The sequence below is a fragment of the Trueperella bernardiae genome, from assembly GCF_030246965.1.
Lineage (GTDB): Bacteria > Actinomycetota > Actinomycetes > Actinomycetales > Actinomycetaceae > Trueperella > Trueperella bernardiae.
The window spans coordinates 413,168-427,754 of the sequence record NZ_CP127099.1 but is presented as its reverse complement, the minus strand read 5'-3'; the positions used below and the strand labels follow the sequence as shown (position 1 = coordinate 427,754).

Genomic DNA, 14,587 nt, shown 5'->3' with positions numbered 1-14,587 from the left:
ACTTCCCGTCGGCTTAGCCGACGATATCGCCGTAGATGTCGATGGTGCCCTCGCGCAGGGTGACGATGGCGCGCTTGGTGGCCTTGCGGCGGCCAATGCCATCGCGAGTGCGGCGGGCCTTGCCCTGACGGTTCTGGGTGTTAACCGAAGCAACCTTGACACCGAAGATCTTCTCGATCGCGATCTTGATCTCGGTCTTGTTGGCGCGCGGGTCAACGATGAACGTGTACTTGCCCTCGTCCTCGAGGCGGGCGGCCTTTTCGGAGGCTACCGGCTCGATGATGACGTCGCGAGGATCCTTGTTCTGGAACGCAGCGTGAGTCACTTCGTCTCCTCCTTGTTCGTCCATGCCTCGTAAGCAGCTTCGGTGAACACGACGTCGTCGGCGACGAGGACGTCGTACGCGTTGAGCTGGTCAAAGTAGAGCAAGTGTGCTTCCTGGGCGTTACGCAGCGACAGGATCGTCAGCTCGTCCGTGCGATCGACGACGACCAGCGCCTTGCGACCCTCGGTCACCTCGAGCAGGAACTTGAGTGCGACCTTGGTGGACGGCTTGTCGCCCTCCACGAAGCCCTTGACGATGTGCACGCGGTCATGCTTGGCACGATCCGAGAGCGACTGACGCAGAGCGGCAGCGATCATCTTCTTGGGGGTGCGCTGCGAGTAGTCGCGCGGGACAGGGCCGTGAACGACGCCGCCGCCGGTCCAGTGCGGCGCACGGATCGAGCCCTGGCGGGCGCGGCCGGTGCCCTTCTGGCGCCACGGCTTGATGCCGCCGCCGGAAACCTCACCGCGGGTCTTGGTCTTCGCGGTACCCGCGCGACGAGCGGCGAGCTGGGCGTTAACCACCTGGTGAAGCAGCGGAATGTTCGGCTCGAGACCGAAGACGGCCGAGTCGAGTTCCACGTTGCCGGCCTTCTTGCCGGTCAGATCAATAACGTCAACCTTGAGGTCCGCCATCGTTAGGCTCCCTTCGCGGCAGTACGGATCACGACGACGCCACCCTTGTTGCCGGGGATAGCGCCCGAGACAAGGAGAAGATCGTTCTCGGTGTCAACGGCGTGAATGGTCAGGTTCTGGACGGTGACGCGGGCGTTGCCCATGCGTCCAGACATCTTCTGGCCGCGGAAGACGCGACCGGGGGTTGCCGAAGCGCCGATCGAACCGGGCTTGCGGTGGTTGCGGTGCGCACCGTGCGAGGCGGAGACGCCGGCGAAGCCGTGACGCTTCATCGTGCCAGCGAATCCCTTGCCCTTCGACTTGCCGACGACGTCGACGCTCTGGCCGGCCTCGAACAGCTCCACGCCGAGCTCCTGGCCGAGCGTGTACTCGCCGGCGTCGGAGGTGCGGATCTCAGCAACGAAACGGCGAGGCTCGACGCCGGCCTTCTCGAAGTGGCCCGCGAGCGGCTTGGTGACGTTCTTGTTCTTCAGCTCGCCCGAGGCGATCTGCAGGGCCTCGTAGCCGTCGGTGTCCATGGTGCGAATCTGGGTGACAACGTTCTTGCCAACCTTGACCACGGTAACCGGAACGAGATTAGCGTTCTCGTCCCACACCTGGGTCATTCCTAGCTTAACGCCGAGGAGCGCCTTCACGGGCGCTGCGGCGGTCTTGTTCTTTGTCATGATGCGTTACCTCAGAGCTTGATCTCGACGCTGACATCTGCCGGGAGATCCAGGCGACGCAGGGTGTCAATTGTCTTCAGGGTCGGATCGACAATATCGATCAGTCGCTTATGCGTACGCATTTCGAACTGTTCGCGACTGTCCTTGTACTTGTGGGGCGAACGAATCACGGTAAAAACGCTGCGCTTCGTGGGCAGCGGCACCGGTCCCACAACCGACGCTCCAGTACGGGTAACTTCGTCGACGAGCTTTTTCGCTGCGTTGTCGATGACCTCGTGGTCATATGACTTCAGACGGATGCGGATCTTCTGTCCCGCCATGGCGTCGTCTCCCTCTCTCTACCTTCGGTGTTCACGTCCCCCGCAGTCGGGCGTGTCGCACCTGATGGAGGTAACAAACGAAGCCCTATGTGGTTTTGCGAACCCATTTTATGTACCGAATGCTTTCTGCCTTCGGCCAAGTTCACTCGCCCGGTCGTCCCGAGCAACTTTACTAGTATGACGTATCTTCCCCGGCCTTCGCCAACTTCAGCCGGCGATGGTGGCCAATCACACGCGCGGGGCGCGGTGTGGAGTTCTGTCCGGGGATCTATCTTAACACCGCACGCCGACCCCGACTAGGGTAGCCCCCTGTGAAGCGGCTGACAGGGTCGGGGCTAGAACTGCCTGGCTCTAGAGTTGCCCGACCCTAAAGCAGCCCGGCCCGCCGCGCGAACTCTGCCGGTGGGGTGTCATTGACATCGACAACGTCGGCCCCGCTCGCCCGCGCCGCCGCCAGGCCCGCCCGGGAGTCTTCGAAGACAAGGCAGTCGGCCGCCTCGACCCCGAGTCTCCTGGCTCCCAGGAGGTAGGGCCCCGGATCGGGTTTGCCGGGCACGTCGTCACTACCCGTCACGACGGTATTGAAGTACGTCTCCCCCAAGCTCTCAAGTGCGATGTCCACCAGATCCTTCGGCGTGGCCGTCACTAGCGCTTGGGCAATCCCCGCCTCGCGGAAGGCAACGAGCAGCTCACGCACTCCCGGCAACAACTCCACGAACGGGTAGGCCCGCTCGGCCATAAGCTCAGTGAGCTCGCCGAAAATCTCCATCGGCTCTGGCCGCGGCTTACCGCCACGCTCGACGGCGTCGGCAAGCCGGTTCGCGTGATCCAAGGTGGAGGCGCCGAGGATGAACTCGGTGTCCTCACTCCCCCACACCCCGCCGGCTGCCTTCACCACGTCCTCGGACAGCTCACCCCACGCCCACTCCGTGTCAACAATCGTGCCGTCCATGTCCCACAAGACGGCGGCGGGCAGCTTTCCAAGGAAGTCCAGATTCATGCCGCCATCCTATCGTGGCCCGCCGACAGGAGCGATCCGGGCCCGGCAGCCACTCACGTGCGGACCGCTCATGTGCGGGTCGGCCGCACACGGGCCGGCAACGTGCTGGCCCCCGCGTGGAATACACCGGGCCAACACGCCGGGCCAACATCCCGGCCGACACCCGCGGGAATAGCAGTGGGCCCCAGCCGAAGCTGGGGCCCACTCAAGCAATCAGAAGATTACTTGATGATCTTGGTGACTCGACCTGAGCCAACGGTGCGGCCACCCTCACGGATAGCGAAGCCGAGGCCCTCCTCCATGGCGATCGGCTGGATGAGTTCGACCGTCATCTCGGTGTTGTCGCCAGGCATGACCATCTCGGTGCCCTCGGGCAGCGTGATGACGCCGGTGACGTCCGTGGTACGGAAGTAGAACTGCGGACGGTAGTTGGTGAAGAACGGGTTGTGACGGCCGCCCTCCTCCTTCTTCAGGATGTAGACCTGAGCCTCGAAATTGGTGTGCGGGGTAATGGTACCCGGCTTGGCAACAACCTGGCCACGCTCCACGTCCTCACGGCGGGTGCCGCGCAGGAGCAGACCACAGTTCTCGCCGGCGTCGGCGTGATCCATCTGCTTGTGGAACATCTCGATACCGGTGACGGTGGTCTTCTGCGGGGCGCGGATGCCGAGGATCTCGACTTCCTCGTTGATGTTGAGCAGACCACGCTCGACACGGCCGGTCACCACGGTGCCACGGCCGGTGATGGTGAAGACGTCCTCAATCGGCATGAGGAACGGCTTGTCGAGGTCGCGGACCGGATCCGGGAAGTAGGAATCCACGGCGTCCATGAGCTCGAGGACAGAGTTAACCCACTTCTCCTCGCCCTCAAGAGCCTTCAGAGAGGAGATCTGGACCACGGGGGCGTTGTCGCCGTCGTAATCCTGCGAGGACAGGAGGTCACGGACCTCCATCTCGACGAGCTCGATGAGCTCCGGATCGTCAACCATGTCGCACTTGTTCAGCGCAACGATGATGTCCGGCACGCCAACCTGGCGGGCGAGCAGGACGTGCTCGCGGGTCTGCGCCATCGGGCCGTCGGTTGCGGCCACAACGAGGATGGCGCCGTCCATCTGAGCAGCACCGGTAATCATGTTCTTGATGTAGTCGGCGTGGCCCGGGGCGTCAACGTGCGCGTAGTGACGCTTCGGCGTCTGGTACTCAACGTGGGAGACGTTGATGGTAATACCACGCTGACGCTCTTCCGGAGCGTTGTCGACCTTGTCGAACGGGGTGAACTCGTTCAGTTCCGGGTACTTGTCCGCCAGCACCTTGGTGATAGCGGCGGTCGTCGTCGTCTTACCGTGATCGACGTGACCGATGGTGCCGACGTTCATGTGCGGCTTGGACTTGTCGTACTTGGCCTTGGCCACTTGCGCCCTCCTGGGACTAGATTGACTCTTTAGCTTGATCGCACGCCTGGGCGCGCACCGCTAAATGAATCTTACTTTTCTGCTACTTACTTGTAAATTCCAGCGGCTTACTCGCCGTGAGCCTTCTGGATGATCTCGTCCGAAACGTTCTTCGGAACTTCCTGATACTTCGCGAACTGCATGGTGTACACGGCGCGGCCCTGCGTCTTGGAACGCAGGTCGCCGACGTAACCGAACATTTCGGAAAGCGGAACCAGGGCGCGGACGATCTTGACGCCAGTGGCATCCTCCATCGAGGCGATCTGGCCACGACGGGAGTTGAGATCACCGATGACGTCACCCATGTACTCCTCCGGGGTACGGACTTCGACATCCATGATCGGCTCGAGAATGATCGGCTTGGCTCGCTTGATGCCCTCGCGGAACACCATCTGGCCGGCGATCTTGAACGCCATCTCCGAGGAGTCGACGTCGTGGTAGGCGCCGTCCTCAAGCGTGGCCTTCACGTTCACCATCGGGAAGCCGGCAAGCACACCGTTCTCCATGGCCGCCTGGATACCCTGGTCGACCGACGGGATGTACTCGCGCGGGACGCGGCCACCCGTGACCTCGTCCACGAACTCGTAGGTGACGCCCTCTTCGTTCTCCTCCAGCGGCTCGAAGGTGACGATGACCTTCGCGAACTGGCCGGAACCACCCGTCTGCTTCTTGTGGGTGTACTCGATGTGCTCGGCCTTGCCGCGAATGGTCTCGCGGTAAGCAACCATCGGCGCACCGACGTTCGCCTCGACCTTGAATTCGCGCTTCATGCGGTCCACGAGCACGTCAAGGTGGAGCTCGCCCATGCCGCCGATGACGGTCTGGCCGGACTCCTCGTCCAGGCGGACGGTGAAGGTCGGATCTTCTTCGGCGAGCTTCTGGATAGCGATGCCGAGCTTCTCCTGGTCGGCCTTCGACTTGGGCTCAACGGCCACGTGGATCACCGGGTCCGGGAAGGTCATCGACTCGAGCAGCATCGGGGCGTCGATCGCGGAAAGGGAGTCGCCCGTCGTCGTGTCCTTCAGGCCGATGACGGCGTAGATGTTACCTGCCGACGCCGAATCCACCGGCTGCTCCTTGTTGGAGTGCATCTGGAAGATCTTCGACACGCGCTCCTTCTTGCCCTTGGAGGCGTTGAGGATCTGGTCGCCCGGCTCGATCTTGCCCGCGTAGACGCGGACGTAGGTCAGACGGCCGAAGAACGGGTGCGCGGCGATCTTGAACGCCAGAGCCGCGAACGGCTCGGACGTCGCGGGCTTGCGCTCGATCACAACCTCCTCGTCCTTGACATCCATGCCCTTGATGAGGCCGATGTCGAGCGGCGAGGGCAGGAAGTCAACGACGGCGTCGAGCACCGGCTGCACGCCAATGTTCTTGTAGGCCGAACCGGCGAAGATCGGGTAGAGCTCGCCAGCGATCGTGAGCTTACGGATGCCGGCCTTGAGCTCGTCAACCGTGATCTCCTCGCCGCCGAGGTACTTCTCCAGAAGGGCCTCGTCGGTCTCGGCCACGGTCTCAACCAGCTCGTTGTAGAGTTCCTCCGCCTTGTCCGCGAGCTCGGCTGGGATTTCCTCTTCGACAACGATGGAGCCCATCGTGTCGTTGCCCTTGTCGTCCTTGGCCGGGAAGCGCAGCGCCTTCTTGTTCAGGACGTCAACGACACCGGACAGGTCTGACTCAGCACCGATCGGGAAGGCCATGACCAGCGGGGTCGCCTTGAGGCGATCGCGGATGGTCTGCACGGCGTGATCGAAGTCGGCGCCCATCTTGTCCATCTTGTTGATGAAGCAGATGCGCGGGACGTTGTACTTGTCAGCCTGACGCCACACGGTCTCAGACTGCGGCTCCACGCCTTCCTTGCCGTCGAACACCGCAACGGCGCCGTCGAGGACGCGCAGCGAGCGCTCCACCTCAACCGTGAAGTCCACGTGGCCGGGGGTGTCGATGATGTTGATCTGGTTGTTGTGCCAGAAGGTGGTGACGGCAGCCGACGTAATCGTGATGCCGCGCTCCTTCTCCTGCTCCATCCAGTCGGTGGTGGACGCACCGTCGTGCGTCTCGCCCATCTTGTAGTTCAGGCCGGTGTAGAACAGAATGCGCTCGGTCGTGGTGGTCTTACCAGCGTCGATGTGCGCCATAATGCCGATGTTGCGGACCTTGTTCAGATCCTTCTGTGGTGTATGTGCCACGTTTTGGCTCTCCTAAAATTCAGGCCGGGCGGCCGTTTTTACCAGCGGTAGTGAGCGAAGGCGCGGTTGGCCTCAGCCATACGGTGGACATCCTCGCGGCGCTTGACGGCGGCACCGAGGCCGTTGGAGGCGTCCATGATCTCGTTCTGGAGGCGCTCGAGCATCGTGTTCTCGCGGCGGTCGCGCGAGTAGTCCACAAGCCAGCGGATCGCGAGGGCGTTCGCGCGGTTCGGCTTGACCTCGGTGGGCACCTGGTAGGTGGCACCGCCGACGCGGCGGGAGCGGACCTCGAGCTGCGGGCGGATGTTGTCCAGGGCGCGCTTGAGCACCTCAAGCGGCTCCTGGCCGGTCTTCTCGGCGACGCCGGCCAGCGCGCCGTAAACAATGCGCTCGGCGGTGGACTTCTTGCCGTCACGAAGCACGCGGTTGATCACCTGGGTGACCACGGGCGAGCCGTGGACCGGATCGTTAACGAGCGGGCGCTTGCGGATGGGACCCTTACGAGGCATTACTTCTTCTCCTTCTTCGCACCGTACTTGGAGCGGCCCTGGCCGCGGCTCTTCACGCCCTGCGTGTCAAGCGCGCCACGGACGATGTGGTAGCGAACGCCGGGGAGGTCCTTCACACGGCCACCGCGGACGAGCACGATCGAGTGCTCCTGGAGGTTGTGACCCTCGCCGGGGATGTAAGCCGTGACCTCAACGCCGGAGGAAAGGCGAACACGAGCAACCTTACGAAGAGCCGAGTTCGGCTTCTTCGGGGTGGTGGTGTACACACGCGTGCAAACGCCGCGACGCTGCGGGCTCCTCTTCAGGCCCGGGGTCGCGGAGCTGGACGCCTTGCTGGAGCGGCCCTTGCGGACCAGCTGCTGAATAGTAGGCACTACTTCTCCTGTATATGAGTTCAGATCGTCGAACTGCCCGCCTGCTCGGTCGAACGTGCGGGTGAAAGGACACCGTACCTTCCACGCGCCCACGGGCTGTCTTTATCGCCGGCGGCATGAGCAACTATCACCAATCCGGCGCCGCAACGCCACCCCGTGGGACGGGCACCGCGTTCCAGAATAGCGTTAGCGCGCCAATCCGGTCAAAGATTGTGACCGAAACGCGTGCGTGGCGCTACCCACACGGCGTCGTTCCCAGGGCCGTCCGGCAGGGGCGAACATGAGGGAACTCACCACGCCGGCACGCCCGAGTCGTAGACGCCTCCGAAGGTCTGCCTGCGGCCGGGTGTAGGATGCACAACGATTGACGTTCGCCCATGATGGAGCCTGCCATGACCACCGACCCCACCCAACATAGCGCGCCCGCCTCCGCCGGCCGCCTTCACCGCGGCCTTCGCGCCCGCCACCTCAACATGATCGCCATCGGCGGCGCGATCGGCACGGGGCTGTTCGTCGCTTCCGGCGCCACAATCTCCCAGGCCGGCCCCGGCGGCGCCCTGCTCGCCTACGCGCTGATCGGCATCATGGTCTTCTTCCTCATGCAGTCGCTGGGTGAGATGGCCACCTACTCCCCCGTTGCCGGTTCCTTCGGCGAGTACGGCACGCGCTACGTCAGCCCATCGTTCGGGTTCGCGATGGGGTGGAATTACTGGTTCAACTGGGCGATCACCGTGGCCGCCGAGCTCGTGGCCGCCGCGCTCGTCATGGCCTACTGGTTCCCGGATACGCCGTCGATCGTGTGGTCGGCACTCTTCCTCGTCATCCTTTTCCTTATTAATGCGATCTCCGCGCGCACGTTTGGCGAGGGCGAATTCTGGTTCGCCGCAATCAAGGTGGTCACGGTCCTCGTCTTCCTCGGCCTCGGCGTGCTCATGATCGCGGGCATCATGGGCGGCACCTCCCCCGGCACAGCGAACTGGACCACGGGCGACGCCCCGTTCGTGGGCGGCGGGCTCGGCATCCTGTCCGTGTTCATGATCGCCGGCTTCTCCTTCCAGGGCACCGAGATGGTCGGCATCGCGGCCGGCGAGGCCCAGGACCCCGACCGCACCATCCCCCGCGCCATCCATGCCGTCTTCTGGCGCATCCTCATCTTCTACATCGGCGCCATCGCCGTCATCGGCTTCCTCCTGCCCTACACCGACCCCGCGCTCCTCAACCCTGGCGGCGACATCGCTCTGTCCCCCTTCACCCTCGTCTTCGAGCGTGCCGGCATCGCCGCGGCGGCCGCGATCATGAACGCAGTCATCCTCACCTCGGTGCTGTCGGCCGGCACCTCGGGGCTGTACGCCTCCACCCGCATGCTTTACGGCCTTGCCAAGTCCGGCCAGGCTCCCGCGATTTTCGCGACGACGACCCGGCGCGGCATCCCCATGGCCGCCCTGCTCGCCACCACGGCGGTGGGCGCGGCCTCCTTCCTCACCTCCCTCATCGGCGACGGCGAAGCCTACACCTGGCTCGTCAACGCCTCCGGGCTGGCCGGGTTCATCACCTGGGTGGGCATCGCGTGGAGCCACTACAAGTTCCGCAAGGCGTACGTGGCTCAGGGCCACGACCCCGCCGAGCTGCCTTTCCGCGCGTCGTTCTTCCCCCTCGGACCGCTCCTGGCGCTCGCGATGACGCTGGTGGTGATCGTCGGCCAGAACACCGAGGCACTCCTGGGCGACACGGAGTTCATGTCGCTACTGTCCAGCTACATCGGCCTGCCGCTGTTCCTGGCGCTGTGGGCTGGGCACAAGCTCATCACGCGCGCGCCGGCGGTCAAGCCGCTGGAGGCGGATCTGACCCGGCGTTCGGACGCCGACTAACTGCGCGCCCCTGCGGGCTTCCTGAGCCCTCACGCCATTGACCACGTTCGATAGCATCACGGACATAGATCCGTATTTGAGCCGCTACTACTTCTATAGCCCTAAAGAGACCAGCAAGTCCTGGCTCTTCCCGCGGACTACCTGCTCGATTCCTCGACAACGGCAAGCCGCGCGCCCGAATCACCCAGGGTTCAAGTGTTCATCGAGACCTCGATGTCACTCGCAACGCGGGATTCCGGCGGAATGGCATATGCAGACTTCGGATCCAGCGTGAAGGTCACCGGAATCGTCTCTGGAATCAAGAACCCGCTCATCGGAAAGTCGACTACATACGTAGTGGATTGGCGCAAGATCGCCGCCACATATGCCGCGCGGCTGATGCTCTAGTAAGGAAGGACCATGATGAAGCACAAGGTTTTGATAACCGCGGCGCTGTATCTGGCAGCCCTCGCCGCATGCACGAATTCCGAGGCGCTTACTGTGCCCACCCTCCCGCGCGAGACGGAAGGCCCCCTAGCCGCTAAACTGAACACTCTCACCCGCATCGACGTTGCGGAGGGGTACGCCTGCCCCATTGTCGGGGACGATACGCTCATCGTCTTTTCCGAGCCGGTATCTGCGAGCGACGCCAAGTCGATCACGGTCGGAGACGTCACCATCAAGGTCGGCGAGTCTTTCGAGACCAGCGTCACGCATGAGATCCCAGATGGATTCGAATGCGGTGGCAAGCTCTACCCGCAGGCAGAACACGTCATCTTCCCCGGTGTCAACCTCGTCGACCTGGATTAGCGGCTCTTCCCAGTTCAGCGCGTGGTGCGCAAAGCTCGTGAATATGTCGGCTGCCGAATCCTATAGGAGCCTGGTTGGCCCCAGATTCACGACTTGTGTCGGGCGTAGCCGCTACGCCACAGGTACACGGCCACGACGGCGACCACCGTGAAGATGACGCTCCCACGGGAAGTGCGACAGCTGGGAGGACTGCTGGACCTGCGCGATCTCCTCCGCCGGGTTACCCTCGGCCAAGGCGAGGCTCGGTCCGGGCTGGGTATCGACAGCCGCAGTAGAAACGGTCGTTAAATGAGTGGTCTCCCCATAGGCGAGAGCAACGGGAAAGGCAAGGCGGATGGAAAGCGCCGCCGTGAAAGCACCAAGTCGCGCACGTCACGCCCCGCGCCAGCGCAGGTCCGCACAAAACGAGGCTGGGCCGGAAAGAATCCGGCCCAGCCTCACATTCTTCGCAGCCCTAGAAGTTCAGACCGTATCCGTAGCCCATCGACGTGTCGTAGTCGTCAAGCGAGCTGTAACCGTAGATGTCGTCGAACGAATCCAGGCCGCCGAACGTGTTGAGCTGCTCGTACTCCGAACGAGCCTCCGACGTCGGCTCCACCTTGACGTGGCGCAGCTGCTCCAGGCCGGTACCGGCCGGGATGAGCTTACCGAGGATGACGTTCTCCTTCAGACCATCAAGCGGATCGGACTTCGCGTTGAGCGCCGCCTCCGTCAACACCTTCGTGGTCTCCTGGAAGGACGCCGCGGACAGCCACGAGTCGGTGGCCAGCGACGCCTTCGTGATACCCATCAGCTCCGGACGGCCCGACGCCGGCTTCCCGCCTTCCGCCATCGCGGCGCGGTTGGCCTGCTCGAACTGGGCCACGTCCACCAGCTCACCCGGGAGCAACGTGGTGGTGCCGGCCTCGAGAACGGTGACGCGGCGCAACATCTGGCGCACGATGACCTCGATGTGCTTGTCGTGGATCTCCACGCCCTGCGAGCGGTACACGTTCTGCACCTCGGACACGAGGTGGAGCTGGGCCACGCGGCGGCCGGAGATACGCAGCACCTTCTTCGGGTCAACCGAACCCTCAACCAGCTGCTGGCCCACCGGCACGTGAGCGCCCTCGGGCACGAGGAGCTTGGCGCGCTTGGCCACCAGGTAGGTGAGGTCCTCGTCGCCGTCGTCGCGCTTGATGATGAGGCGGCGGGAACGCTCAAGGTCCTCGATCTCAAGGCGGCCGGCGGCCTCAGCGATCGGGGCCTCACCCTTCGGGGTGCGCGCCTCGAAGAGCTCCTGGACACGCGGCAGACCCTGGGTGATGTCCTCGGCCGACGCCGCACCACCCGTGTGGAAGGTACGCATCGTCAGCTGGGTGCCGGGCTCGCCAATCGACTGGGCGGCCACGATGCCCACGGCCTCGCCGATGTCCACCAGCTTGCCGGTGGCGAGCGATCGGCCGTAGCACTTGGTGCACGTGCCCACGCGCGAGTCACAGGTGAGGACCGAGCGCACGTGGATCTGCTTGATCCCCGCGGCGAGCAGGTTCTCGAGTGCGACGTCGCCGATGTCGGTGCCGGCCGCGACGACGACATTCCCGTCGGCGTCCAGCGCATCCTTGGCGAGCGTGCGTGCGTAGACCGACGTGTCGATGTCTTCGGAACGGATGAGCTCGGCGGATGCCCACTCGGCGGCCGAGACCTCCTTCTCGGTGACCTCGGTCGGAACGCCGTCCACCGTGGCCAGGCGCAGCTCGTTGCCGTCGGAATCGAGTGCCACGATCGGCTTGGGCAGGCCGCGGCTGGTGCCGCAGTCGGCCTCGCGAACGATGACGTCCTGCGCCACGTCCACCAGACGACGGGTCAGGTAGCCCGAGTCAGCCGTACGCAGAGCGGTATCGGCCAGACCCTTACGCGCACCGTGCGTTGCGGTGAAGTACTCGAGCGCCGACAGGCCCTCGCGGTAGTTCGACTTGATCGGACGCGGAATGATCTCGCCCTTCGGGTCGGCCACGAGGCCACGCATACCGGCAACCTGACGAATCTGCATCCAGTTGCCTCGCGCCCCGGACTGAACCATCTGGTTGATGTTGTTCAGGTCGTCGAAGTTCTTGCGCATCTCGTCGGCAACCATGTCGGTCACCTCAGTCCACAGGGCCACCAGGTCACGGCGGCGGTCCTCGTCGCGGATGTTGCCTTCCTGGAAGTCCTGCTCGATCTTCGCAGCGCGCTCCTCGGCCTCCTCCAGGATCTTCGTCTTGTTCGCAGGCGCGATCACGTCAGACACCGCGATGGTCACGCCGGAGCGGCCACCCCAGTAGAAGCCCGTCTCCTTCAGCGCGTCCAACGACGCCGCCGCGTCGACCTTCGGGTAACGCTCGGCAAGCTCGTTGACGATGCCGCCCAGCACCTTCTTGCCCACGGGCTCGTTGACGAACGGGAACGTGGTGGGAAGGGCGTCGTTGAACAGGGCGGTGCCGAGCGTGGTGGTGAGGATGACGTCGTCGCCCTCCTCGTACCCCTCGGGCGCAGCCCAATCGCGCGGCGGGATGATCTCGTCAGCCTTCCAGCGGATGTGAACCGGGGCGTTAAGGTGGAGCTCGCCCAGGTCGTGGGCCATCTCCGCCTCCGCAACAGACGTGAAGTAGCGCCCGGCGCCCACCTCGTTCTCACGCACGGTGGTGAGGTGGTACAGGCCGATAATCATGTCCTGCGCCGGCACGGTGACCGGGCGCCCGTCGGACGGCTTGAGGATATTGTTGGCCGACAGCATGAGTACGCGGGCCTCGGCCTGCGCCTCCACCGACAGCGGAAGGTGAACAGCCATCTGGTCGCCGTCGAAGTCCGCGTTGAAGGCGGAACACACGAGCGGGTGCAGGCGGATCGCCTTACCCTCGATCAGCTGCGGCTCGAAGGCCTGGATACCCAGGCGGTGGAGGGTAGGTGCGCGGTTGAGCAACACCGGGTGCTCCTGGATAACCTCTTCGAGCACGTCGAAGACCTCGTCACGCTGACGCTCGATGAGTCGCTTGGCGGCCTTGATGTTCTTGGCCAGCTCCAGGTCCACCAGGCGCTTCTGCACGAACGGCTTGAACAGCTCGAGCGCCATGGTCTTCGGCAGACCACACTGGTGAAGCTTGAGGGTGGGGCCAACCACGATAACCGAACGGCCCGAGTAGTCCACGCGCTTACCCAGCAGGTTCTGACGGAAGCGGCCCTGCTTGCCCTTGAGCATGTCGGAGATCGACTTGAGCGGACGGTTGCCCGCGCCCTGGACCGGGCGGCCACGGCGGCCGTTGTCGAACAGGGCGTCCACGGCCTCCTGAAGCATGCGCTTCTCATTGTTGACCATGATCTCCGGTGCCTTCAGCTCCAGCATGCGCTGCAGGCGGTTGTTGCGGTTGATGACGCGGCGGTAGAGATCGTTGAGGTCGGACGTGGCGAAGCGGCCGCCGTCGAGCTGCACCATCGGGCGAAGATCCGGCGGGATCACCGGGATCGCGTCGAGCACCATCGCCTCCGGCGGGGTGTTCGAGTGCAGGAAGGCGTTGACCACCTTGATGCGCTTGAGCGCGCGGGTCTTGCGCTGGGCGGTGCCGTTCTCGATTTGGTCCACGAGCAACTCGTGCTCGGCCTCCAGGTCGAAGCTCTTGAGGCGACGCTGAATGGCCTCCGCGCCGCGCGAAGCCTGGAAGTAGTCGCCCCAGCGGGTCTCCATCTCGCGGTAGGCGACCTCGTCGCCCTCCAGGTCGCCCACCTTGAGCTTGGTGAACTTGTCCCAAATTTCCTCGAGGTTGGCGATCTCGGCCTCGTAGCGGGCACGCACGCGGCGCGTGTCGGCCTGCGTGGAGCGCTTGATCTTGCCGCGCGACGCGGCGTCCTCACCGGCAGCCTCCGCCTCGGCCAGGGTCTGCTCCTCGGCCTTCAGCGCCTGCTCGACGGCGGCGTCGCGCTCCTTGAGCAGGTTCTCCCGCTCGAGCTCGTACTCGGCCGTGAGCGAGGGCATGTCATCGTGACGGCGCTGCTCGTCCACATCGGTGACCATGTAGGCCGCGAAGTAGATGACCTTCTCCAGGTCCTTCGGCGCGATGTCCAGCAGGTAGCCCAGGCGCGAGGGCACGCCCTTGAAGTACCAAATGTGGGTGACCGGCGCGGCCAGCTCAATGTGGCCCATGCGCTCACGGCGCACCTTCGAACGCGTGACCTCAACGCCACAGCGCTCGCACACGATCCCCTTGTACCGGGGGCGCTTGTACTTGCCGCACGCGCACTCCCAGTCGCGGGTGGGGCCGAAGATCTGCTCGCCGAAAAGACCGTCCTTTTCCGGCTTGAGCGTACGGTAGTTAATGGTTTCCGGCTTAGTGACGGTGCCGTGCGACCACTTGCGCACATCCTCCGACGTGGCAAGGGAGATCGAGAGTTGATCGAAAAGATTGACGTCGAGCAAGATTCCTACATCCTCAGTTCTTCACGCCTCAAT

12 protein-coding genes are annotated in these 14,587 nt (G+C 64.1%); 2 read left to right on the top strand and 10 right to left on the bottom strand.

Annotated features, from left to right (window positions below):
* Positions 1 to 13: 13 nt before the first annotated feature.
* The 9 genes from rplW to rpsL form a co-directional block, all read right to left on the bottom strand.
* The gene (gene rplW / locus QPC17_RS01965; protein ID WP_062613580.1) at positions 14 to 349 is read right to left on the bottom strand and encodes a 50S ribosomal protein L23; all 336 of its coding nucleotides are present in this window, start codon (positions 347 to 349) and stop codon (positions 14 to 16) included.
* Positions 322 to 960 (bottom strand): 50S ribosomal protein L4, encoded by a 639-nt coding sequence (rplD, locus tag QPC17_RS01960; RefSeq protein WP_062613581.1) that lies wholly within the window; start codon positions 958 to 960, stop codon positions 322 to 324. Before rplD ends, rplW begins: the two co-directional genes overlap by 28 nt.
* Before the next feature lie 2 nt (positions 961 to 962).
* Positions 963 to 1,625, bottom strand: coding sequence for a 50S ribosomal protein L3 (gene rplC, locus QPC17_RS01955; RefSeq protein WP_062613582.1), 663 nt, complete (start codon positions 1,623 to 1,625; stop codon positions 963 to 965).
* Between the two features lie 11 nt (positions 1,626 to 1,636).
* Complete coding sequence (gene rpsJ / locus QPC17_RS01950) at positions 1,637 to 1,945, bottom strand: 30S ribosomal protein S10 (RefSeq protein WP_024963332.1); 309 nt, start codon at positions 1,943 to 1,945, stop codon at positions 1,637 to 1,639.
* A gap of 367 nt (positions 1,946 to 2,312) precedes the next feature.
* The gene (locus QPC17_RS01945; RefSeq protein WP_062613583.1) at positions 2,313 to 2,945 is read right to left on the bottom strand and encodes an HAD family hydrolase; all 633 of its coding nucleotides are present in this window, start codon (positions 2,943 to 2,945) and stop codon (positions 2,313 to 2,315) included.
* A 221-nt stretch (positions 2,946 to 3,166) separates the two neighbouring features.
* A complete protein-coding gene (tuf, locus tag QPC17_RS01940; protein ID WP_068538836.1) occupies positions 3,167 to 4,357 on the bottom strand; it encodes an elongation factor Tu in 1,191 nt (396 codons plus the stop codon).
* 107 nt (positions 4,358 to 4,464) lie between these two features.
* Positions 4,465 to 6,534, bottom strand: a complete 2,070-nt coding sequence (gene fusA / locus QPC17_RS01935) for an elongation factor G (RefSeq protein ID WP_062613585.1) — start codon at positions 6,532 to 6,534, stop codon at positions 4,465 to 4,467.
* Positions 6,535 to 6,623: 89 nt separating this feature from the next.
* A complete protein-coding gene (gene rpsG, locus QPC17_RS01930) occupies positions 6,624 to 7,094 on the bottom strand; it encodes a 30S ribosomal protein S7 (protein ID WP_062613586.1) in 471 nt (156 codons plus the stop codon).
* On the bottom strand, positions 7,094 to 7,468 hold the full coding sequence (gene rpsL / locus QPC17_RS01925; protein ID WP_062613587.1) for a 30S ribosomal protein S12: 375 nt from the start codon (positions 7,466 to 7,468) through the stop codon (positions 7,094 to 7,096). Before rpsL ends, rpsG begins: the two co-directional genes overlap by 1 nt.
* A 392-nt stretch (positions 7,469 to 7,860) precedes the next feature.
* Here rpsL and QPC17_RS01920 point away from each other — a divergent pair, with 392 nt between their 5' ends.
* The gene (locus QPC17_RS01920; RefSeq protein WP_101923780.1) at positions 7,861 to 9,336 is read left to right on the top strand and encodes an amino acid permease; all 1,476 of its coding nucleotides are present in this window, start codon (positions 7,861 to 7,863) and stop codon (positions 9,334 to 9,336) included.
* A gap of 399 nt (positions 9,337 to 9,735) precedes the next feature.
* Positions 9,736 to 10,125 carry a hypothetical protein gene (locus QPC17_RS01915; RefSeq protein WP_068538834.1) on the top strand — a complete coding sequence of 130 codons (390 nt, stop codon included), beginning with the start codon at positions 9,736 to 9,738 and terminating at the stop codon, positions 10,123 to 10,125.
* A 454-nt stretch (positions 10,126 to 10,579) separates the two neighbouring features.
* Here QPC17_RS01915 and rpoC read toward each other — a convergent pair whose 3' ends face one another.
* Positions 10,580 to 14,554, bottom strand: a complete 3,975-nt coding sequence (gene rpoC, locus QPC17_RS01910; protein ID WP_285347410.1) for a DNA-directed RNA polymerase subunit beta' — start codon at positions 14,552 to 14,554, stop codon at positions 10,580 to 10,582.
* Positions 14,555 to 14,587: the final 33 nt, after the last annotated feature.

Coding starts and splice junctions, on each gene's coding strand:
- rplW (WP_062613580.1), bottom strand. CDS start 349: ATGGACGAACAAGGAGGAGACGAAGTGACTCACGCTGCGTTCCAGAAC.
- rplD (WP_062613581.1), bottom strand. CDS start 960: ATGGCGGACCTCAAGGTTGACGTTATTGATCTGACCGGCAAGAAGGCC.
- rplC (WP_062613582.1), bottom strand. CDS start 1,625: ATGACAAAGAACAAGACCGCCGCAGCGCCCGTGAAGGCGCTCCTCGGC.
- rpsJ (WP_024963332.1), bottom strand. CDS start 1,945: ATGGCGGGACAGAAGATCCGCATCCGTCTGAAGTCATATGACCACGAG.
- QPC17_RS01945 (WP_062613583.1), bottom strand. CDS start 2,945: ATGAATCTGGACTTCCTTGGAAAGCTGCCCGCCGCCGTCTTGTGGGAC.
- fusA (WP_062613585.1), bottom strand. CDS start 6,534: ATGGCGCACATCGACGCTGGTAAGACCACCACGACCGAGCGCATTCTG.
- rpsG (WP_062613586.1), bottom strand. CDS start 7,094: ATGCCTCGTAAGGGTCCCATCCGCAAGCGCCCGCTCGTTAACGATCCG.
- QPC17_RS01920 (WP_101923780.1), top strand. CDS start 7,861: ATGACCACCGACCCCACCCAACATAGCGCGCCCGCCTCCGCCGGCCGC.
- QPC17_RS01915 (WP_068538834.1), top strand. CDS start 9,736: ATGATGAAGCACAAGGTTTTGATAACCGCGGCGCTGTATCTGGCAGCC.